The 21,152-nt window shown below is 62.5% G+C and carries 22 protein-coding genes; 18 read left to right on the top strand and 4 right to left on the bottom strand.

The window, feature by feature from the left end; translation table 11 throughout:
* Window positions 1-153: 153 nt before the first annotated feature.
* The 3 genes from ACLKOZ_RS01905 to ACLKOZ_RS01895 all read right to left on the bottom strand — a co-directional run bounded on the left by ACLKOZ_RS01905 (window position 154) and on the right by ACLKOZ_RS01895 (window position 3,184).
* A complete protein-coding gene (locus tag ACLKOZ_RS01905; protein WP_337346739.1) occupies window positions 154-972 on the bottom strand; it encodes an SDR family NAD(P)-dependent oxidoreductase in 819 nt (272 codons plus the stop codon).
* A 183-nt stretch (window positions 973-1,155) separates the two neighbouring features.
* The gene (locus ACLKOZ_RS01900) at window positions 1,156-2,559 is read right to left on the bottom strand and encodes a GntP family permease (RefSeq protein ID WP_436472428.1); all 1,404 of its coding nucleotides are present in this window, start codon (window positions 2,557-2,559) and stop codon (window positions 1,156-1,158) included.
* Window positions 2,560-2,644: 85 nt separating this feature from the next.
* Window positions 2,645-3,184: a gluconokinase gene (locus ACLKOZ_RS01895; protein WP_436472427.1), complete on the bottom strand. Its 540-nt coding sequence runs from the start codon at window positions 3,182-3,184 to the stop codon at window positions 2,645-2,647.
* A gap of 189 nt (window positions 3,185-3,373) precedes the next feature.
* Here ACLKOZ_RS01895 and ACLKOZ_RS01890 point away from each other — a divergent pair, with 189 nt between their 5' ends.
* From ACLKOZ_RS01890 to ACLKOZ_RS01820, 15 genes are all read left to right on the top strand, one after another.
* Window positions 3,374-4,108 (top strand): FadR/GntR family transcriptional regulator, encoded by a 735-nt coding sequence (locus tag ACLKOZ_RS01890; RefSeq protein WP_436472426.1) that lies wholly within the window; start codon window positions 3,374-3,376, stop codon window positions 4,106-4,108.
* A 99-nt stretch (window positions 4,109-4,207) separates the two neighbouring features.
* The gene (ctaD, locus tag ACLKOZ_RS01885) at window positions 4,208-5,956 is read left to right on the top strand and encodes an aa3-type cytochrome oxidase subunit I (RefSeq protein ID WP_436472471.1); all 1,749 of its coding nucleotides are present in this window, start codon (window positions 4,208-4,210) and stop codon (window positions 5,954-5,956) included.
* A 284-nt stretch (window positions 5,957-6,240) separates the two neighbouring features.
* Window positions 6,241-6,753 carry a hypothetical protein gene (locus ACLKOZ_RS01880; RefSeq protein WP_436472425.1) on the top strand — a complete coding sequence of 171 codons (513 nt, stop codon included), beginning with the start codon at window positions 6,241-6,243 and terminating at the stop codon, window positions 6,751-6,753.
* Between the two features lie 54 nt (window positions 6,754-6,807).
* Window positions 6,808-8,091: a DUF6421 family protein gene (locus tag ACLKOZ_RS01875; protein ID WP_436472424.1), complete on the top strand. Its 1,284-nt coding sequence runs from the start codon at window positions 6,808-6,810 to the stop codon at window positions 8,089-8,091.
* A 5-nt stretch (window positions 8,092-8,096) separates the two neighbouring features.
* Complete coding sequence (locus tag ACLKOZ_RS01870) at window positions 8,097-9,386, top strand: ATP-grasp domain-containing protein (RefSeq protein WP_436472423.1); 1,290 nt, start codon at window positions 8,097-8,099, stop codon at window positions 9,384-9,386.
* Complete coding sequence (locus ACLKOZ_RS01865) at window positions 9,383-10,252, top strand: branched-chain amino acid transaminase (RefSeq protein WP_436472422.1); 870 nt, start codon at window positions 9,383-9,385, stop codon at window positions 10,250-10,252. Before ACLKOZ_RS01870 ends, ACLKOZ_RS01865 begins: the two co-directional genes overlap by 4 nt.
* Entirely contained in the window at window positions 10,249-11,610 is a 1,362-nt protein-coding gene (locus tag ACLKOZ_RS01860; protein ID WP_436472421.1) for an ATP-grasp domain-containing protein, read from the top strand. The genes ACLKOZ_RS01865 and ACLKOZ_RS01860 overlap by 4 nt, the downstream gene beginning before the upstream one ends.
* Window positions 11,607-12,884 (top strand): MFS transporter, encoded by a 1,278-nt coding sequence (locus tag ACLKOZ_RS01855; RefSeq protein ID WP_436472420.1) that lies wholly within the window; start codon window positions 11,607-11,609, stop codon window positions 12,882-12,884. Before ACLKOZ_RS01860 ends, ACLKOZ_RS01855 begins: the two co-directional genes overlap by 4 nt.
* A 64-nt stretch (window positions 12,885-12,948) precedes the next feature.
* Window positions 12,949-13,428, top strand: a complete 480-nt coding sequence (locus tag ACLKOZ_RS01850; protein ID WP_337348348.1) for a hypothetical protein — start codon at window positions 12,949-12,951, stop codon at window positions 13,426-13,428.
* 217 nt (window positions 13,429-13,645) lie between these two features.
* Window positions 13,646-13,924: an uberolysin/carnocyclin family circular bacteriocin gene (locus tag ACLKOZ_RS01845; RefSeq protein ID WP_337348349.1), complete on the top strand. Its 279-nt coding sequence runs from the start codon at window positions 13,646-13,648 to the stop codon at window positions 13,922-13,924.
* A 73-nt stretch (window positions 13,925-13,997) separates the two neighbouring features.
* Window positions 13,998-14,486 (top strand): stage II sporulation protein M, encoded by a 489-nt coding sequence (locus ACLKOZ_RS01840; protein ID WP_436472419.1) that lies wholly within the window; start codon window positions 13,998-14,000, stop codon window positions 14,484-14,486.
* A gap of 9 nt (window positions 14,487-14,495) precedes the next feature.
* On the top strand, window positions 14,496-15,104 hold the full coding sequence (locus ACLKOZ_RS01835; RefSeq protein ID WP_436472418.1) for a hypothetical protein: 609 nt from the start codon (window positions 14,496-14,498) through the stop codon (window positions 15,102-15,104).
* A 36-nt stretch (window positions 15,105-15,140) separates the two neighbouring features.
* Window positions 15,141-15,548, top strand: a complete 408-nt coding sequence (locus ACLKOZ_RS01830) for a hypothetical protein (RefSeq protein ID WP_436472417.1) — start codon at window positions 15,141-15,143, stop codon at window positions 15,546-15,548.
* 6 nt (window positions 15,549-15,554) lie between these two features.
* Window positions 15,555-17,084, top strand: a complete 1,530-nt coding sequence (locus tag ACLKOZ_RS01825; RefSeq protein ID WP_436472416.1) for a hypothetical protein — start codon at window positions 15,555-15,557, stop codon at window positions 17,082-17,084.
* Window positions 17,036-17,680, top strand: coding sequence for an ABC transporter ATP-binding protein (locus ACLKOZ_RS01820; protein ID WP_436472415.1), 645 nt, complete (start codon window positions 17,036-17,038; stop codon window positions 17,678-17,680). Before ACLKOZ_RS01825 ends, ACLKOZ_RS01820 begins: the two co-directional genes overlap by 49 nt.
* 95 nt (window positions 17,681-17,775) lie before the next feature.
* Here ACLKOZ_RS01820 and ACLKOZ_RS01815 read toward each other — a convergent pair whose 3' ends face one another.
* Entirely contained in the window at window positions 17,776-18,120 is a 345-nt protein-coding gene (locus ACLKOZ_RS01815; RefSeq protein WP_436472414.1) for a hypothetical protein, read from the bottom strand.
* 94 nt (window positions 18,121-18,214) lie between these two features.
* Between ACLKOZ_RS01815 and ACLKOZ_RS01810 the strand changes: the two genes are divergently transcribed.
* The 3 genes from ACLKOZ_RS01810 to ACLKOZ_RS01800 are packed head-to-tail and all read left to right on the top strand — an operon-like array spanning window position 18,215 to window position 21,113.
* A complete protein-coding gene (locus ACLKOZ_RS01810; protein ID WP_337350122.1) occupies window positions 18,215-18,997 on the top strand; it encodes an ABC transporter ATP-binding protein in 783 nt (260 codons plus the stop codon).
* A complete protein-coding gene (locus ACLKOZ_RS01805) occupies window positions 18,994-19,788 on the top strand; it encodes an ABC transporter ATP-binding protein (RefSeq protein WP_436472413.1) in 795 nt (264 codons plus the stop codon). Before ACLKOZ_RS01810 ends, ACLKOZ_RS01805 begins: the two co-directional genes overlap by 4 nt.
* Window positions 19,785-21,113, top strand: a complete 1,329-nt coding sequence (locus ACLKOZ_RS01800; protein ID WP_436472412.1) for an MFS transporter — start codon at window positions 19,785-19,787, stop codon at window positions 21,111-21,113. The genes ACLKOZ_RS01805 and ACLKOZ_RS01800 overlap by 4 nt, the downstream gene beginning before the upstream one ends.
* Window positions 21,114-21,152: the final 39 nt, after the last annotated feature.

Below are 21,152 nucleotides of genomic sequence, written 5' to 3'. Positions count from 1 at the left end.
CAGATGCGCGCACTCCAGTCCCGTCCCGGGTAACGAAGATATGCACGTCAACAGAGAGAAATTAGCACAATCGCCGAATTACGCTCGTTAAAATCATGCGAACTTGTTCATATTGCACACTTGTTACCTCGGGTGACCCGCCCCCCTGGAGATTTAGGGCGCTACCAACGCTTCGCTGGCCTCCCACAGCCCCTGCGCCAGCCCGGCGTCGTAAGCCTGCGGGTTGGCCTTGGCCAGTGCGCGCTTGGCATAGTAGGCGCCGGAGACCCAGTCAGTGCCGGCGGTCCCGTTGATGAGCCACAGCATGGTGTCGGCACCCTGGTCCGGACTGAGCATAAAGCGGTTGAGCAGGGTCTTGTAGGCGTGCCGCCACGGGCTGGAGGAGTCTGCCGCGAAGTTGGTGCGGACCACGCCCGGGTGGAATGCCGCCGTCGTGATTCCCTGCTCGCCGAACCGGCGGTGCAGTTCTGAAGTGAAGAGGATGTTGGCGAGCTTGGCGGTGCCGTAGGCACGGTGCGTGGAGTAGCTATGCTCGGCGTTGAGGTCGAAGAGGTCCAGTTTGCCGAAGTTGTTGGCGCCGCTGGCGGTGTTGATGACCTTGGCGTTGCTGGCGGTGAGGACGTCCATGAGCTCGGTGGTGAGCAGGAACGGTGCCAGGTGATTGATCTGGAAGGTGGATTCGTTGCCGTCCACCGTGAGCTGGTGCCCGCTCCGGATGCCGCCGGCATTGTTGGCCAGGACGTCGATCCGGTCGTAATCGTCCCTGAGCTGCGCGGCGAGGGTGCGGACCTGGGCGAGTTCGGCGAAGTCGGTGACGAAGTAGTCCGCGTTCAGTTCTTTCGCGAGGGCCTGGGTCTTTTCCTCGGAACGGCCGACGACGACAACCCGGTCCCCTGCCTCCGCCAGCGTCCGCGCGGCTGCTGCGCCGATGCCGTCGCTGGCGCCGGTGATCACGATGGTGCGTTGGGTCAAGGGGTGTCCTTTGATCGGGATTCAGCGCTCGGGTAGAACACGCTGCCTCTGGGACAACGACGGCGGGACGGCCGGTGTTCCCCCTAGCCCCCTAAGCGCCCCCCCAACTAAGTAGCAGCAGATGTCGTTTTGAGGGCTCAAAACAACATCTGCTGCTACTTAGTTGGGCTGGAGCGGGGGAGGTTAGCCAGCCACCCCGGCGAGAAAGAACAGGGCCGCCGCGATGGCGAAGCCCATGACGCCGATCAGCGTTTCCATTACGGTCCAGGTCTTCAGCGTGGTCTTGACGTCCATGCCGAAGAAGCGGCCCACCAGCCAGAAGCCGGAGTCGTTGACGTGGGAGACAACCACGGAGCCAGCGGCCACGGCGATGACCAGCGCGGCAACCTGCATACCGGTCAGGCCGGCCAGTGCCACAGCCGGGGCGATCAGGCCTGCGGTGGTGGTCAGTGCCACGGTGGCCGAGCCCTGGGCGATGCGCAGGATGGCGGAGATCAGGAAGCCGGCCAGGATCAGCGGGATGCCCAGGTTGCCCAGCACGTCGGCCAGTGCGGCGCCGATGCCGGAGGCGCGGAGCACGCCGCCGAACATGCCACCGGCGCCGGTGATGAGGATGACCGAGCAGACCGGACCCAGTGAGGATTCGAGCAGCTTCTCGATGGCGCCGGCGTCCTTACCGCGACGGGCACCCAGGACAAACACGGCCACCAGGACGGCGATCAGCAGGGCCACCGGGGTTTCACCGATGGTGCGCAGGATCTGGAACCACTGTTCGTTCTTGACCGTCTCAGACATGGCGCCGGAGGAGGCCAGGGTGTTCAGCCCAGTGTTGAGGAAGATCAGGACGAGCGGCAGGAGCAGCAGGCCAATGATGGTGCGGAAGCGCGGCGGGTGGGACTCGGCTTCGGCGCTGGCGTGGCCGAGGATTTCCGGAACGGGCAGGACCAGTTTCTTGCCGGTCCACAGGCCGAACAGGTAGGCGGTGACGTACCAGGTGGGGATGGCCGTGATGAGGCCGGCGATCATGACCAGGCCGATGTTGGCGTCGAAGAACGCCGCGGCGGAGACGGGGCCCGGGTGTGGCGGCAGGAAGATGTGCATCACGGAGAACGCACCGGCAGCCGGGAGGCCGTAGCGCAGCACTCCCCCGCCCAGGCGGTGGGCGACGGCGAAGACGACGGGCAGCATGACTACCAGGCCGGCGTCGAAGAAGATGGGGAAGCCGAAGATCAGCGATGCGAGGCCCAGGGCGAACGGGGCCCGCTTCTCGCCGAAGACACCAATCAGGTAGTCGGCGAGGACTTTCGCACCGCCGGACGTTTCAACGATGCGGCCGAGCATCGCGCCCAGGCCGACGAGGAGCGCCACGGTGCCCAGGGTGGTGCCGAACCCGTTGATCAATACCGGCACCACCTGGTTGGCGGGAATTCCGGTGGCAAATGCGGTGGCGAGGCTGATCAGGATCAGGGCGACGAGCGCGTGCATCCGCAGCTTGATGATCAGGAACAGCAGCACAACAATCGCTGCCGCGGCGATGAGCAGCAGGGGGCCTGCGCCCAGCGTTTGGGTCCATCCTTCGATGACCATGGTTCTCCTTTGAAACAGAATTTATGGGGGGAAATCGGCGGTCCGGCGAGCCCAAGGGCTCAAGGACCGATCAAAATTGAGGGGGTCAGCTAGCTGCCGGCTGTGCGGGCAGCTTGAGCGCTGCGATCACGGCGGCGACGATCTCCTCCGGGGAGAGGGAGATGTCCAGCCGGAGGCTGCCGGCGGCGAGTTCGCCGTCGGTCAGCGGTTCCAGGGTGGCCAGCTGGCTGGGCAGGAGCGTGGGCGGCATGAAGTGGCCTTCGCGGCCCTGCATGCGTTGGCCGATCAGGTCGGCGCCGCCGTGCAAGTGCAGGAACAGGACCCGGCCCTGCGCTTCGGAGAGCAGCCGTCGGTAGCTCTGTTTGAGCGCTGAGCAGGTGAGCACGGTGCTTTTCCCGGCGGTGGCCTGGGAGGTCATCCAGTCCTGGATCTCCCGCAGCCAGGGCCAGCGGTCCTCGTCCTGCAGCGGAACGCCCTGGGTCATCTTGTCGATGTTGGACTGCGGGTGGAACTCGTCCGCTTCGGCACAGGCCCAGCCAAGCTGCCGGGAAAGAGCTGCCGCAATGGTGGACTTGCCGGAACCGGCAACGCCCATTACCACCAGGTGCGTGGCTGGATACTGCATGTTTTACCTCCGAAGAAGACGCCGTTGGCTTAGTGAAGAAAGCTCGTTGCGCATCTCACAGTGACATGCGCTGGAGATAAGGTATCACCATTCCCGCCCACAGATACTATCTTTTGGTGTCACAAGTCATACCTTTACGACTTTCTCGGTACGATTGCAGGGCGCGCAGCGCAGAGGAAGGTAGGCCAGATGTCGACGGCGACACCACAGGACGCGGAGACCGCGGACGACGGCGGGGCCTCCCCCGCGATGCATGAACGCGTTCTGGAGGCGGTTGGCATAGCCATCGCGTCCGGCAGCCTTCCGCCCGGAAGCCGGCTCACGCTGGACTTGCTCCAGCAGGAGTACGGGATCTCCCGCACCGTGGCCCGCGACACCATGAAGGTCCTTGAATCCATGAACCTCGTGTATTCCCGCCGCCGGGTGGGCATCGTGGTGCAGGAGCGCGCACTGTGGAACGTCTACGACCCCAAGCTGGTGCGCTGGCGCCTCGCCTCAGACAACAGCGCCGAGCAGTACAGCAGCCTCACGGAGCTGCGCATCGCCGTCGAGCCCATTGCCGCGGCCGGGGCCGCGCGCCGGGCGAGCGCCGCCGAGCGCGCCAAGCTGCTTTCGTTGGCGGGCGACCTTCGCCGCCTGGGTGAGGCCGGCGACCTTGAGGGCTTCCTGGCCGCGGACATCGAGTTCCATCGTCTGCTGCTCCATAGCTGCGGCAACGAGATGTTCACGGCGCTGGAAGGCATGGTGGCCGAGGTCTTGACCAGCCGGACCAAGCAGGGGCTCATGCCGTTCAAGCCACGGAACGAAGCGCTGAAGGCGCATGAGGATGTGGCTGCCGCCGTGGCCGGTGGGGACGCCGTCACCGCTGAGTCCGCCATGCACCACATCCTTGACGAGGTCCGGAACGCGATGGGCCTGCACTAGCCTCTCCTCTTCCCGGAGGCCGCGTTCCTGAGTAGCCTGCAATTAGGGACTCAAACTAGGGACCCTGTCGCGCCGTACAGGAATTCTGTGAGGTGGAAAATGGCCATCGCCGGACATTCACAAAGGACAGCCGCTTCCGCGCCCGCAGCAGTACCGCGGCGCAAAGGCAGCATGGTTGTCAGATGGATTACGTCCACAGACCACAAGATCATCGGGTACATGTACCTGATCGCCTCGTTTGTGTTCTTCATGATGGCCGGGGTGATGGCCCTGCTGATCCGGGCCGAGCTGTTCGAGCCCGGCATGCAGATCCTGCAGACCAAGGAGCAGTACAACCAGCTGTTCACCATGCACGGCACCATGATGCTGCTGATGTTCGCCACCCCGCTGTTCGCCGGCTTCGCCAACGTCATCATGCCCCTGCAGATTGGCGCACCTGACGTCGCGTTCCCGCGGCTGAACGCACTGGCTTTCTGGTTCTTCCTCTTCGGCTCCACTATCGCCGTCGCAGGCTTCATCACCCCACAGGGCGCGGCGGCGTTCGGCTGGTTCGCCTACGCACCGTTGAACAACACCACGTTCACCCCGGGAGTGGGAGGCGACCTGTGGGTCTTTGGCCTTGCCCTGTCCGGTTTCGGCACCATCCTCGGTGCCGTCAACTTCATCACCACCATCATCTGCATGCGTGCCCCGGGCCTGACCATGTGGCGGATGCCGATCTTCACCTGGAACACGCTGGTCACGGCCATCCTGGTGATCATGGCCTTTCCGCCGCTCGCCGCTGCACTGTTCGCCCTCGGTGCGGACCGCAAATTCGGCGCCCACATCTACGACCCGGAGAACGGCGGCGCCGTCCTGTGGCAGCACCTCTTCTGGTTCTTCGGCCACCCCGAGGTGTACATCATCGCCCTGCCGTTCTTCGGCATCGTCTCCGAGATTTTCCCGGTCTTCAGCCGGAAACCGATCTTCGGCTACAAGGGCCTGGTCTACGCCACCATCGCCATCGCCGCCCTGTCCATGACCGTATGGGCGCACCACATGTACGTGACCGGTTCGGTGCTCCTGCCGTTCTTCGCCTTCATGACCATGCTGATCGCGGTGCCCACCGGAGTGAAGTTCTTCAACTGGATCGGCACCATGTGGCGCGGTTCCCTGACCTTCGAAACGCCCATGCTGTGGAGTCTCGGCTTCCTGATCACCTTCCTTTTCGGTGGCCTGACCGGCATCATCCTGGCCTCGCCGCCGTTGGACTTCCACGTCTCTGATTCCTACTTCGTGGTGGCGCACTTCCACTACGTCGTGTTCGGCACCGTGGTGTTCGCGATGTTCGCCGGCTTCTACTTCTGGTGGCCCAAGTGGACTGGCAAGATGCTCAACGAGCGGCTCGGCAAGATCCACTTCTGGATGCTGTTCCTCGGCTTCCACGGGACGTTCCTCATTCAGCACTGGCTGGGCGTCATGGGCATGCCCCGCCGGTACGCGGACTATCTGGTTGAAGACAACTTCATGTGGATGAACCAGTTTTCCAGTTACGGGTCGTATCTCCTGGGCGCCTCGATGATCCCGTTCTTCTGGAACGTCTACATCACGGCGCGCTCGAGGGAAAAGGTCGAAGTGGACGATCCGTGGGGCTTCGGCGCCTCGCTCGAGTGGGCCACGTCCTGCCCGCCGCCGCGCCACAACTTCACGTCATTGCCAAGGATCCGCTCCGAGCGTCCGGCCCTTGACCTGCATCACCCGGAGCTTCGCGTGCGCGAGCACGACACCACCCATAGCCCCGCGGCCGCAGCCCTGGGGGCCGCCGATATCGGCGAAAAGGACGTCCGTAATCCCAACCCGGACAAGTAACCCGGGGCCACTGACACTGAGCGGGGCCGGTCATTGACCGGCCCCGCTCAGTGCTGGCAACCGCGCGTCATACAGATGTGGACTGGTCCGTAACAAACTGCAAGCCCGGACTTGTTTCCGTAGGGTCGATCCCGATGCAATATGTCCACTCGTTGGATAAGCATGGATGCAACGCCATCCACCGCCAAAGACTTTCCGGACCAGCGCGATTATCTCGGCACCAAAGGTGACAGTACTTGGTGGCACTTTTTGCGTGGGCTCCGGCTGATTGAAATGGGACCAAATTGGGGAATCTGGACTATAAAACTGTACGAACTCTCGGTCCGGAGGGATCAAATCTCGAGGCCGCTGCACATGAATGGTTCCGCAGAAATGGGATCGCCGGAACTGTTGTGCTGCATCCAAGCGTTGAGGACGCCATCGAAAAGACCGATGGCAAAGACGAAGCGATCATGGCGTGCGCCGCCTATCCAAAGTTTCACGACATTGTGTTCCGGAACCTCTCGACCCTGGAAATCGTCGACAGCTTCATTATGCCGACGCACAACATGGTCCTGGCCGCTGTTGGCAGCAGTGCCATATCGACCTGCGCCAGTCACCGCGCGCCCAGTTCCCTCCTGCCGGAAGGCGTGCGCTGGATCGAAAGCGCCAGCAACTCGCAGGCAGCACTGGACTGCCTGAGCGGATCGGCAGATGCGTGCATAACCACCGATGTCTCCGCCCGGCGACATGGAATGTCCGTGATTCGTGACTTCGGGCCGGTGCCCATGGCCTTTACGCTGCATGCCGCGCCGTAGCCATCGCACCGGATCAGAGACTGCTGGAAAAGACTTGGAACTGAGGAAGAAAATATGAACCCGACAACAACAACCCCCAAGACTCTCGGGAGTTTTGTCGAAGACGCGAACAAAGGCCGCGCCGACTATCTGCGGCGTGTGCTGTCCCCCCTCGTGGACAGGTTCCGGCGCCGGCAGGAACTTGACGGACGCATCGATCGGCCCAATGACAGCGATGGAACGCTCCTTCGGGAGATCGCAGACGTGGCAAGTACATTCCTTCGCGAAATGGGAAGGGACCAGCAGGCACGTGCCCTCCGCGAGGACATCGACGCCTGGATTAACGCTGGCCTCGACGCCAAACCCGCCTTTGACCGCAGCCGGGACACCTTCACCGTGGTCCCGAACAATGCTGAGATGTTCTTCCTGGGGGCTGTTTACGCCACCAACAGCGAACAGCCGTGCGGCCACCGTTTGGACTACTTCTACGCGCAGCGCCACGAGCCCACGTTTGTGACGTCAATAGCCGAGGAATATCCCCACCCGAACAATGTAGTGCAGGAGGTCATTCTCGTTGCGGGGAGTGAAGGTTTTACCCGCGGCAACTGCCTTGTCTTCTTCCCGGAAAATATTGCCGCGGCAGAAAAGATCAAGGAGCAGAACTATGCCGTGTTCTTCTTCAGCAAGTTCCAAGCCATCCATGAGGAAATCGGCGTGGCGGCTGCCCGCGAGGTGATGACGCCCGAATCCGTCATCCTCGATTCCGAGGGCATGGACCCCTACGGGTGCTACGAAGCCCGCAGCCTCTGGGGGTACCTGCACGACAGGGCACACTTCAGCGGCAAATGGCCTATTGGCGATTACACCCTGCTGAAGATGAACTGGTTCATAGGTGTCCTTGAAGAGATCAAGGTTGATGCCAAGGCAATCGTCTTGGCTCACTCAACATCTATGCCGTATGCGAACGAACTGCTCGCCATGATTCTTGTCGAACGGCTATTCCGGTACCCGCTGGAAAAGGAAGCGGAATCGAATTTTGACGCGGCAACGGGCGTCTTCCTGTATTCCTGGTTCCATGCCGCCGGAGCCCTTCAGGTCTCCGATGGCCGCCTGGCAATCGACCGTGAGGCTGTGCTCGCACTGCTCCCGCGGTTGGTGAGTGAGATCGAAGCCGTTGAGAACAGTGCGGATACGCCGGACGAATACAAAGCAGCGGCCAAGGCCTTTGTCTATGAGTACCTGGCCCCCGGCGAGGACGGCCGCAGGTACAGGTTCCTGCCATATCAGGACATCCTGCGCTCCAGGAGCAGCCACCTCGCTGAGCAGGCGCCTCTCGACTTCTCCAATCCCGTCCTGTGATCCCGATGACTGTTGAGGGAGCCAACCCCGGATCGACAAAACGGCCAAAGGTCTTGGCCCTGCACCAGCGTACGAGCCTCGCGTGGCTGTTTGACAGCGCAACAGCTGCCGGTTTTGACGTTGTCCTGGTGCCGCTCGACGCGGAGAAATCGGTCAGCCGCGACCAACTGCCGCCGTGCGTCACTGACGTCGTCTGGGCCGACTACACGCAGGACCTTGACCACCTTGTCGGCTTCTTGGCCACTGTTATTGCCGAGCACGCCATCGATGGAGTCCTCGCCTGCCACGAGGATTCCGTGGCCCTCGCAGCCCGCCTGGCGGAAGCCTGCGGACTGCCCGGCATATCACCGTCAACCGCGGACATTTTGCGGGACAAAGGAACATTCCGCTCAGCGCTCGACGACGGCGGGTTGAACGTTCCGCGCTTCGCCGCCGGAACTGCGGAGGACGGACTCCTCGAAGCAAGTGCCAGTCTGCGGTTTCCGGCGGTTGTGAAACCGGTGGACGGGTACTCCAGCGCAGGGGTGATCAGGGTTGACCGGCATGAGTTGCTGCCGGAGGCCATCGCCAGTTGCCAGGAGGCAGCCCGGCCGCTCCGCGAACAACTCGGCATCACCGCGCAACGGCTGGTTGTGGAGGAATTCCTCGACGGCGTGGAGCTGGCCGTAGAGTCACTGAGCTACGCGGGCGAGACGCAGATTCTCGCCATCGGGTTCAAGGGACAACCTTCCGGGCCCTACTTTGAAGAAAGCGTCTATCAGGCGCCCGCCCGGCTGGACGAAGAACTCCTTGAGCTCGTGCGCAACGAAGTAGTTTCCGCCCACAGGCATCTCGGAATTGGCTGGGGACCCACGCACACAGAGCTCAGGCTCGGTCCGGGCGGACAGCCGTACATCCTCGAGATCGGCGGACGGGTGGGCGGGTCCGGGGTCTCGCACTATATCGTGCAGGCATCGACCGGTGTGGACTACTTCGGAGAAGTCCTCGCGGCAGCAGTGGGCCGCGAACCAAAGGTGATGAAAGTGCCGGAAATCCGGACCCTTGCGGCCGCCGGCAACTACATCGTGCAGTGCCAGGGATCCGGGGTCTTCCAAGAGGTCGAAGGCCTGTCCGAGATCGGGACCGACCCCAGAGTCGACCTCGTAGTTTCCACCATGCAGCCCGGACACTTGGTCAAGCCCTATCCCGAATTCAGCGGCTACCCGGGGTTTGTGTTGTCCCGCCATGACGACATTGACGATCTTGAAGTCTTCCACCGGCAACTCGACGACCGGATCAAGGTGGTTTTCCAGTGATCGCTGAAGCGGACAACATATGGTTTGACGGACGATTGGTCCAGGCCGACAAAGCCGCCATCAGCGTGATGAGCCACAGCCTGCACTATGCAAGCTCGGCCTTCGAGGGAATTCGGGTCTACGACGGCGTGCCGTTCAAATGTGAGCAGCATCTGGCCCGGTTGGCTGCGTCAGCGAACATCCTGGGCTACAACCTTCCGTACACCATTCCGGAAATGCAGCACGCCATCGCTGCTGTGGTGAGCCGGAACGGCCTTCGGGATGCCTACGTCCGCCCGGTGGTCTGGCGCGGTGAGGAATCCGTTGGCGTGCGGGGCGAACGGACAACCGTCCATCTCGCCATCGCCGCCTGGGAATGGCCTTCGCCGTTCTCCGCCCGGCAGGTTGAAAACGGCATTTCCGTCCAGGTCTCGCGGTGGCGGCGGCCCTCGCCTGAGTCTGCGCCCACCGACGCAAAGTGCGCAAACCTCTACACGATCGGCACGCTGGCCGCGTCGGAAGCAAGCCAGGCAGGATTCGATGACGCCCTCTTCCTCAGCTACCGGGGATTTGTAGCCGATCTCACGGGGGCCAACATCTTCCTGGTCATCGACGGCGAACTGCACACGCCGGACTGTGACTCCTTCCTGGCGGGGATCACCCGGCAAACGATTCTCGACGGCGCGGCGGAGTTGGGCCTGAAAACGCACATCCGCGACATCCAGGGCGCGGAGCTCGACACAGCCACTGAGGTGTTTGTCTGCGGAACTGCCTACGAGGTCCTGCCGGTGGCCCGGATCAACCAAACAATGTATTCCCCACCTGTGGTGGCCGGACGCATTCGTGACTGGTACCTGTCACTGACCCGGGTGAAGGAGACGGTGTGAGCGAAGCAATTTCTCGAAGCGCCCCAACCCGGCGTGTCCTCATGGTGGGGCTTGACTGGCCGGCCATCGATGCCGCTGCCCGGATGGGCCTGGACATTGTGGTCATCTGCTCCAGCAAGGCGTGGAAAGCTTCCTTCCGCTCCCACCGGGCAGAGGTTTCTCCTCTGCTGGTGGAGGACCAGTCGGTGATTGACCAATGCCTGTCTGCCATCAGCCTTGCGGGGCTTGACCTGGAATCGTTCAGCGGCGTGTACACCACCGACGAGTTCTCCATCGGTGCGGCTGACCGGCTGGCAGAGCTCGCCGGTACGCCCAGAATGACGTCGAACGGATCGGTGATCCAGTTCCGCGACAAGGCCGTACAGAAGATGTCACTCAGCGGGAGCACGGTGAGGACCGCCAGGGCTGTCCATGTCCACGACATCCTGGCTTTTGACCCGGCGTCCTTGGACTGGTCAGGGCCACACGTCCTCAAGCCAGTAGCCAGTGCAGGGACTATGCATACGGCGAAAGTCGCCAGCGCCGGGGATTTCTCGGAAGCGGTCGGCCGGATCCGCGGCACCCGGGCCGAAGACCTGAACTACGTCGTCGAGGAGTTTGTCACCGGCGAAGAGTGGATAGCGGACGGAATCATCTTCGACGGGAAAATCGAGTTCCTGTCCTTCAGCCGTTACGGCGAGCCATGCCTTGATTCCCTCGACGGCGGCCGGGCGATGACAATGCAGAAACTGGACCATGGCGTGCACCGGGTCCATGTGGAGCGGTTGACGCCCTTCGTCCACGATGCCCTCGCTGCCCTTGGGGCGTTGAACGGGGCATTCCACATGGAGTTCTTCTACCGGCCAAGCGACGGCACAGCCATTTTCGGTGAATGCGGCATCCGCCGGGGCGGTGCCTTCACCTACGAACAGCTGCTGGCCAAGTACTCCTTCAACATCGTTGAAGCGGCCTTGAGGTGCTGCTTGGGGGAACGGCCTGATTGCGCCACCGTTTCCTCGCCCTCGGCTGTTGGCACCACGCAGCTGCTGAACGTGCCGGGCACGGTCCTGTCGAGTCCGAGCTATCTGGACATCGAGGCGCAACCGGACGTTGAGTTCGCCCGCGTCTTTTCACCGCCGGGATCGGTGGTTGCCCAGGGCGAAGGCCATGGAACTCACATCAGGTCGGCCGAGGCGCTGGTGATGTCCCGCACAGACGCCGAGCTGGAAGCCAGCATCCGAGCCCTGCAGGAGTGGTTCCACGAGGCGTCGGTAGTGGTGCCGGTTACGCAGGATGTGGCGGAGCTGCGCCAGTGGCAGCGGAAACACTTCCCTGAGTCAGCAGCCGGCGACCGGACCTACGGGGGGCTGGACGGATGAAACCCAGGTTCCTGGAAATTGTCGGCATGGCGTGGCTTGGCGATCCCCAGCTCGGCACGGCCAACCGCAGGACGCTCGCGTCCATGACGTACAGTGCCTTTTTCAAGGCGCTGGCGCGTGGGCTGCTGGTGGCGGTGTCTGTACTGTTCGCCACCACCCAGGTGAAACTGAGCGCCGGCGAAACGGCATGGGCCTTCACTATTGCCGGCGGCCTCGGGCTCATGGGGTCCCTCCTGGGCGGCTTCCTGTCGGACCGGTGGCATCCGCGGACGGTTGCCGCTGTGTCCTCGTTTCTTGCAGCCGCGGCCCTCACCGGGCTGGCTGTTTTGCCGCATGCATCGGTTTTTGTGGTTCTCCTCAGCGTCGCAACGTTTGCTGATCGTGTATCGAGTTCCAGCAACGCCACGCTCGCCGGGATTGCCGTCCCAGGTGATTACTCGGTCCTGACAAGGGCTCTTATGCGCACGGTGGGCAACATTGGTATTTCACTGGGGGCGGCTGCGGCAGTACCCGTTCTCCTTGCCTCCACGGCTCCCTGGTATGTGGCAGCTTTTGCCGTGATGGCCGCCCTCGAGGCCCTCGCCGGCGGCTTTCTCCTTCGGGTCGGCGCCGATCGCCCCGCAGCCCCCGCCGCAAGAAGTCACTTCCCCGTGAGCATGGTTGCCCGCGACGGCAAGTACCTGACTTTCGCATTATTGGCGGGGTTGATGTCTGTCCTCTACCTCGTCCTGGATTTCCTCCTACCAATGTGGATCACTACCGGGACGTCTATGCCCACTTTCATGATCTCTGCGGCCGTCATCCTGAACACTGTCTTGGTGGTGTCGCTGCAGATGCGGTTTGCCGCCATGGCGTCCGGCTACGAGGCCGCCGTCCGGGCGTGCCTGCTGTCCGGAGGGGCACTGGCCTTGGCCACTGTTCTGTTCAGCGCCTCCGGGTCGTCCAACACCGTACTCGCCATCATTGCGCTGCTCCTTGGCGTGGCCACGTTGTCCGTGGCGGAAGTGGTATTTTCCGCCGCCGGCTGGACCCTCAGCTACGCCTTGGCGGATCAGCGCAGGCTCGGCGCCTACCAGGGAGTATTTTCCTTCGGTACGTCCCTCGGCGTCATGGCGGCGCCGTTGATCCTGACATTCACGGTGGTCAACCAGGGGCTTGGCGGCTGGCTACAGCTGGGGACGGGATTCCTGGGTCTTGCAGCTGCGATGTTCTTCATTCTGCGGCACAGGAGTTTCCGGAGAGCCGGCACTCCGGAGCTGGTGACCGTGGACTAGGCATGGTTCAGGCCATTGTGCCAGACCGGGCCGCGCGCAAACGGCTCGGGCGTAGACTCGCAGCATGAAATCGGATTGGGGGATCCTGGGTTTGCTTGCTGCGCTGGCAGTCGGGGTTGTGCCGGCCACTGGCTGCACCGTGGTTGCGTGCCCCGCCATCGGCTATGTCAGAACCCTGACGGTGCACATCGAAGGAAATATCGCGGCCGTCAGCGATGTAAAGCTGTGCGACGAGACGCGATGTTCGGAACCGGGGCCTACGGCGGGCACGCCGGTCCCCATGAAGACCGTGGTCACGGAGTTCTCCCCCGAGCCGCAGCCAACCGTCACCTATCCCCCGTTCCACAGCCGCCGGGAAGATCAGGACACCTGGGTTTTCACTGTGAGCTCTGGCGATCCGGCAAAGGTCACTGTGCGGGCCCACGCCGCGGACGGCAGAGTGCTGGCAGAGCGGGAGCAAGAGCTTGTCTGGACGAGGGTGGGCGGAACCGAACAGTGCGGAGGGCCTGTCACTACGCCGCCGATCCTGTTGCCAGTGCCCTGACGGCACTTAGGGACCGTTGCACGGTCCTGTCGACCCAACACCCAGATTCGGCAGTTCCGGCCCCATTTTTAGCCCTTCCCACACGGCTTTCGACCGATCCGCCACCTAGCAACCACGTTCAGCAGGACGATGAGAGGCGTGGGCGCTGATTCACGGCCTACACCTTTCAGGACCAGCTGCGCGGCTGGTCGGTTACGTCGACAAACAGGAGTTGAAAGTGGCATCAACAATCACGAAAAAGACAGGGCTGCAGGCCGCGACGGCAATGGCCCTCGCCGTCGCTGGCATCTTTGGCGCCAGCCTCGCCGTCTCTTGGATAGCGGGATCACTGGGCATCTCAGCTGCGGCGGCATCCCAGATCGTTAGGGCCATCGAGGTCGGAGGCTGGGCGCTCGTCGCAATCGGCGCTGTCTTCGGTGCCGGGATCACGGGCGCACTGATCGCGACAGCCCGGGCAATCCTTTTCCGCGTCGGCCGGGCACAGGCTGTCGCCTAAATCAATGCTTCCGGGAATGGCGCGCGTGCTTGGGAGCATTCCGAAAGGGCTGCTCTCAAGCACGGGTTTGATCATGGCTGCCATAGCCGTCTTCGGTTACGTCGCGGTCGATGTGTCTTGGGTCCGTGACGCCAAGGGACCGGGCAGCAGTCCGCTTTACGGTACGGATTTCCTCCAGATCCTGGCGCGGAATATCGGCGCTGCGTTGGTGCTTTACTCGGGCGTTGTGACGCTAGGGCTCACCACGGTAATCGGAGCGGGGATCCTGGCCCTGTACGTCGGGGCCACCCTGTCCCTTGGGTTGAATTCCGTTGGCGGGGCAACCCTCTTCGCCGACGTGATTTGGTACGTCCCGTTCGAATTCTTCGGCCTGGTGTTGGCGACGACTGCCGGACTCCAGCCAGCCGCAGGGCTGGCGGACCGCCTGATGAAGAACAAGCCCGTGAGCGTGGGCTCATTCGTCGACTCCATCGCACGCTCCCTGGGCTCCTTGCTCATCGCCGTCGCACTGATAGTCATCGGCGCGGCCATCGAGAGCGTCCTGATCCACCTGAAAACCTAAGGGAATCCCATGAACAACGAGAAGAACGCTGCGCGATCCGAGACCGTCATCCCGGTACCCCAAGCCCCGAAAACAGGATCGGAGCCGTACGCAGGGAGCCAGGTAAGTTCAACGTCGCGGGTGCTGTGGATCGGGGCGTATGTCGTCCTCATGGTGTTGATAGGCCTGCGGCTCCCCCTGGTCCGTCAACACCTCACGGCAGAAGTGCCAGTGGAGGTGAAGGCCGGGCTGGGTGACGATCGCCTGCTCAGCCTCTCGATGACCGTGGGTACCGTCCTGTTTTTCCTGGTGTACGCCGTGATCATGTGCCTTTACTTCTCACTTGCCGGTTTCCTCGACAAACGGCTGGTCCCCGCCAAAGCGGTCATCGGTGGCCGTTTCAAGGTCGGCGTCTTTTTTGTGATCCCTGTGCTCGCCACCGTTCCGGTCAACCTGTTCAGCCTGGCGCTGGGCATCGTCCAGCCGCGGGAAGTCCCCGGATATTGGTTCTATTTCCCGTCTATGGCAATACTCGCGCTGGCACTCTTCTACCGCCATTGGAAAAGCTTCCGGCCTGGGAGGAAGTGCCTCGTTGTGATTTCGGCTCTCGGGCTCTCAACGATCCTTGCCCTCGGCTAGCGCCTTCAAACCCAACTCTCCAGGACTGAAAGCCTCATGATTAGCCAGTACTACCGCCACTTACTCAGCATCCTAGGTTTCGTGGTTGCCGCCTGCTCCAGTATTTCTGTGGCGCTGTTGTGGGCCGCGCCGCCTCCCACCGGGCTCAAGAACATCGACCCCGCGGCTCTGAAGGCCACCATTGTCCTCATCCTCGCATTCCTTGGCGTTGTTATGCCGTTGGCTGCCATCTTCACCCCCGCCTTGCGGTGGCTCGTTCTCAAAGCCGCAGTGTTCGCCGTCGCGGGTTTGACCAACGCGGTGGCGCTCAGCCCGGAGCTGGCGGTCCCGTTTCAAGATACGACGTCGGTCATTGCCGTCGCCTGCGGGCTCGGCTTGGCGGTCGTCAGCATTCTGGCCTTCATGGACTCCGTCCAGAAGAAGAACCCGCAGAGCAAGTTCTAGACCCTGGTGAGCGCGAAACTTAACGCTGCTGACGTCGGCAGTTGCCCTGGAGGCGCGTCTGGCCCCGCTGCCTCTGAGTGGTTCGCCGATTACAGGACGTTGCGCGACTTCCGCGTGTTCGAGATAGTCAATGCCCTGCGTCTGTCGCTCACACTGGACAGTTTCAGGGTCCTCGTTGCCTTCGGTTCGATAGCCTTGGTGGTGGTCGGCAGCCTCGCATTTGTGTCGGCAATGTCAGTTCTCCGCGATGGCCCGTTCCGTGATGACTCGGCCGGTGTACTCGTTTGGGGGCTCCTCGCGATCCTTTACTCCACAGCCGCGATGGTGTTTAGCGAAATCGTCTCCAGCCGGAGACTGGCGGTCTCGGGCACACCGCACCTTGAGCTGTTCAGGTCCTTGGAACTTCCCTTCCGGCAAGTAGTTGTCAGGTATGGCGTGATACCACTGTTCCGGCGGATGGCCGTGCTCTACTACGCGGCAGCGTTGTTCCTCACCGTCTTCTTCGAGCCAACGGCGAACTACTCAAATATTGTTGCGGCTGCAGTCAGCGTCCTTATCCTGTCGTCCGCAGCGTGCTTGTACTCGGTTCTTCACTTCGCTTCGGCCCCGGCACGGCGAATGAGTGTACGTTGGCCGGCGTGCGGGTTGATGCTGTTGCTGGGCCTCGTTCTTGGAGCTGTCACCGGGGTACTGGGTTCCCGGCCTGGGCCATCGGCCATTTCCGTCGGGATAGTCCCGGACTACCTGCCGCTGATGTCACTGCTCGCCTGCGCCGCGGCCGGGTTGGTTCTACTGGGCAGCATCCGGAAATGGCGCGCCCTCGGCTACAGAAGGGTACTCCTGGCCGCCCAGCTGAGTATGCACCGCAGACAATCAGGCACTCTCACAAGATTCCTGTTGTTGGACCTCTTGGGCAGCAAGCAAGGTTCCGTAGTCGGCAGCATCATTTTGGCGTGGATCGCTGTCGTAGGTTTCCTTCTTGGAGCAGGCGGCGTCCTGCCACTGGCCACATCCCTCAACAGCCAGGACCTGCAACGATCCCTCGTAGGCATGACGGTGCTGCTCAGCTTGGGGATCACCGAACCGATGCTCCACCGGATCGGACCCACTGCGAAGCTCTATCATTTTCGCTTTGCCTGGGAGAACGGCAGCTCGGCCGGAAGCGTTGTCGCCTCCGTCATCCGGGTGTATCTCCTCCTCGGAGGAATTATTGGCGTCTTCATCTTCTGCTGCGCATTCCTGATGTTTGCCGTTCCGGCTCCAGGCACCGTCTTTGTGGGCATCGTCGTCACAGCCTCAGGAATCATCGCCGAGACGCTCTCCCGGCCACCCATCAGCACCGACGGCACGAAATCCAATGACGTAATGGACGCACTTTTCACGCTGCTGCTGGTTTCTCCGTGCTCGCTCATCCTTGTCCTCAGCCCCGAATACGGCACCCTGCTGTTGTTGGGCTACTCCATCCTCTTAACTCTGGGAGCCGCCGCATGCCTGCGCACGCACCTATTGAAGCTTCGATCGAGCTCGACGGCGTAATGGCCGGCTATCGGCAGGATGCTCCGATCCTGCACGGACTCAGTCTCTCCATGAACGCGCCCGGGCTGTACCGGGTCGCTGGCAGTAACGGCAGTGGTAAATCAACGCTGCTTGAACTTCTCAGCGGCTTCCTGCGGCCTTGGCAGGGCAGCGTCCGGCTGTGCGGGGTTGACGCCGCTTCTCCCCAGGCAAGGCGCCTGCGCAGCGTGTGCCGAACGACGCCGGCGGTGTACCCTTCCATGACCGTCCAGGACCATTTGACCTTCGCCGCCCGCAGCCGGCGGACAGACCCGAAGGCCAGCCGGGACCGGGTCGAAAAATACGGGCTGCATGACTGGTCTGAACAGCCCGCAGCGTCCTTGTCCACGGGAAACCTTCGCAAGCTATGGCTTCTCATGTGCACAGTCGCAGATACCCCTGTTGTTGCCATCGACGAGCCCTTCAACGGCATGGACGCCCAAGGTATTGAGGCCCTCATAGGCGAACTGAACGAGTGGGCAGGGTCCAAGGTAATAGTCCTCGTTTCCCACACCGTCCCGGAGGGATTGTCCTTAAACCATTCCTTCATTTTCAGGCGGGCCGAAATGGATACCTGAGTGTGTTTCGACGGCATCGTGGACCCTCCGCAGCACGCAGGCACCCGCTCCGTTGTATCCAGAGAGCGGGTGCCTGCGAGCCGACGCCGGTTCGGCTATCTCTTCGAGCGGTCGATCTTTTTCACGAGGTTGTTCCTCTTGCGTTGCAGTTTCCACCAGCTGACAGTGCCATTGACCTGAATCTTCCCGAGTTCTTCCAAGCTGGGCAGATTCTGGTCTGCCAGCTCTCGGGACACCTCCTCGGTGTCCTTGTTCTCCCGCGCCTCGACGATAGCCTGCGCGGCCTTCACCCGGTCAGATGACAGCGAGTGCGAGGCGATCTCAGCGTCGACGGCGTCAAGCTTGGCTTTCAGTCCTTCAAGCGACTCACGATGGAACATCATGGTGATTTCATCTTCATTGTTTACTCCTTGCTGTGGGTACCCGACCGAGTGGGGCAATCAGATTGTCCTTCCCCACCGGAACAGGAATCTAATGCGAATGATTATTGATATCATGAACTGATCCCCATCGACCCTCCTGAAAGTCCTGACTATGACCCCCGCACTGCTGGTAGAGAATCTGACGGTGTCCTTGCAGGGACTGCCCTTGGTCAATGGGGTCAGTTTCGCGATCGAACCCGGCGAAAAGGTCGCCCTGTTGGGTGCCTCGGGTTCTGGCAAGTCCCTCACTGCCTCTGCCCTACTGGGACAGCTCCCGCGAAACATGGACGTGTCCGGCTCGCTGAGAATAGACGGCCGATACCTCCCACTGCGCCGAAAGCCAACCGAAGCCAGCGGGCTCTCGGCGATCCATCAAAATCCCCTCGCCGCACTCAACCCCTTGGTGCGGTTGGGCAGCCAGCTCGCAATCCCCCTGAAGAAGGCCGGGCTCTCATCCCAGTCGACGCACGAAAGGGCAATTGAGCTACTCACTTCAGTGGGCATCGAGGACCCTGAACGCATCCTGTCCAGCTACAGCGGCGAATTGTCCGGGGGCCAGTTGCAACGCGTCTGCATCGCCTTGGCTTTGGCTTGCCGCGGCTCGGTCCTGATCGCCGATGAGCCCACTACGGCCCTGGACGTCGTGTCCCAGGCCAAGGTCCTTGACGTGCTTGCAGGGCCCTCAGCTGCAGCACAAGCGATCTTGTTCATCACGCACGATCTCGCCGCTGCCGAAACCTTGTGCACTCGGGCCCTGGTCATACGGGCCGGACGGATCGTGGAAGAAGCACCCATGGAAATCCTGCTGGAACAGCCGGAACATTCCTACACCACCCAGCTCGTGGAAGCTGCCTGGGCAGGGCTCGGCGCCAACCGCATCGAGGCGAGCGCATGAGCGCGACACTCAGCGCCCGCAGCCTCACGCACCATTATCGCGGCCATGGATTCCGCGGCCGGCGCCGGACACTGCCGGCCCTCCACGACCTTTCCCTTACGGTCTCTGCCGGCGACAGCATCGGCTTGGTGGGCAGTTCCGGTGCCGGTAAATCGACACTCTTGCGTTCCTTGCTTGCCTTGGAGAGGCCAGCCTCCGGCACTGTGGTTTTCAATGAAAGACCCGTCGCTCCTGGCTCCGCCAGTTCGTTGAGGTGGTACCGGAGGCTGGTGCAATATGTGCCGCAGAACCCTGCAAGCAGCCTTGATCCAAGCATGGACGTTCGCCGCCTGCTGCTGGAGCCTTTGAAGCAGCTTGGCATTGCCGGGGATCACCACACCATGATCAACCGTGCGCTGGAGCGGGTTGAACTGGAACCTGGAGTGCTCCGCCGCAAGCCTGGGCAATTATCCGGCGGCCAAAACCAGCGGGTGGCCATCGCCCGGGCATTGGTGCCGTCACCGAGCATCCTCCTTGCGGACGAGCCCGTCAGCGGCCTTGACCTGCCATTGAGGAACACGGTTCTGGCTGTTCTCGGACAATTGGTTAACCGCGACGGGCTGGGCATTTTGTTCGTTTCCCACGATCTCGGCGCGGTGTCCCTGCTCTGTTCGCGGACGGTGGTCCTCTCAGGGGGAAGGATAGTTGAGCAGGGCCCCACGGCGGAACTATTCCGCGATGCACGGCACCCGGCTACGCGGGAGCTCATCGCGTCGATCCCCCGCTGTGGTAGCAAAGCAGGCAACAAATGACGACGACGGCGGCGTCCGGCGTCGTCGGCAAAACCTCCGCGGCGGATCGCCTCCCCGGGAAACCCCTCCTCGCGGCCTCCTCCCCCAAGGAACCCGCCCCTCAGCTCCTGCTGGCCACCCAGCTCATTTTCAACCTCGGCTTCTACTCGGTGATTCCATTCCTTGCTGTCTCCATGCGCGAAGACTTCGGTATGGGAGCGCTGGCGATCGGGGTCGTCCTCGGCGCCCGGACTTTCGCGCAGCAAGGCCTGTTCCTGCTTGGCGGCGCGATGGCCGACCGGTGGGGAGCACGGCGCGGAATGATCATCGGTTGCTGGGTGAGGATCATCGGCTACCTTCTGCTGGCCACGGCGTCAGATTTCCCGCTGTTTCTGGTCGGTGCGGTAGTGTCCGGCATAGGCGGCGCCCTGTTCTCACCGGCGCTCGAAAGCCTGGTTGCGCGGGCAGAACGCAACACCAACAACTCCACCACCCACAAACCAAACCTGTTCGCCCTCCTGGTCATCTGCGGCGAAATCGGAGCCGTGGCAGGTCCGCTTCTTGGCGCGCTCCTTCTCGGCGTCGGTTTTGACGCCGCCCTGCTGGCCGGAGCCGGCGTCTTTGCAGCCATGTCGGTCGTTTTTCACCGCTTCTTGCCGCGCACGTCCGTGCAACAGCGGGAGGCGGTACCGGCGTCGGGCGTTTGGTCCTGCCTACGGGAGAAACGGTTCCTGGCTTTCGCGGCGTTCTTCAGCGTCAATCTCCTGGCCTACAACCAGCTCTATTTCGGGCTGCCGGTCGAACTGGAACGCAGTGGAGCAGGCACTTCGGCCCTTGCAGCAATCTTTGCCTATGCCTCGGTGTTGACCATTACGCTTCAGTGGCCCATCGCGCGGCTCATGCGCCGGACCGGGGCCAGATGCGCGCTCACCACGGGATTTGCCCTGCAGGCTGCGGGCTTTGCCTCACTTTCCGCCATGGCCGTTGTCCCTCCACCAGAGTCGGTGCCCTTCCTGCCCGCCGGAGTCATGGTCACGGCCCTGTCGCTCGGCCACATGTGCGTGGCTCCCGTGGCCATGGGCCTGGTGCTCGATTTCGCTGCCGGGCGTCCCACTGGCGCGTTCTACGGATTGCTCTCCAGCTGCGGAGGACTAGCGGCCCTCGCGGGGAACATGGTCCTGGGTCCGCTCTATGAACACGCCTCCGCGTCCTCACTGGCCGCAGCCATTCCGTGGCTGCTGCTGGCTCTCTTGGCTGCGACGTCGGCACTGACAATTGGCCGCTTCCTTCCGCCGGCAGCACCACCGGTTCTACCAGCCTGCCCGCAAGACCTTCAGCGCACCTAGCGTCAACCACCGCCACTACCAAGAAAGACAGGCAATCAA

The organism is Arthrobacter sp. R4, assembly GCF_051365025.1.
Taxonomy (GTDB): domain Bacteria; phylum Actinomycetota; class Actinomycetes; order Actinomycetales; family Micrococcaceae; genus Arthrobacter.
Note: the sequence above shows the minus strand (reverse complement) of the source record. Positions and strands in the feature narration are given on the sequence as shown.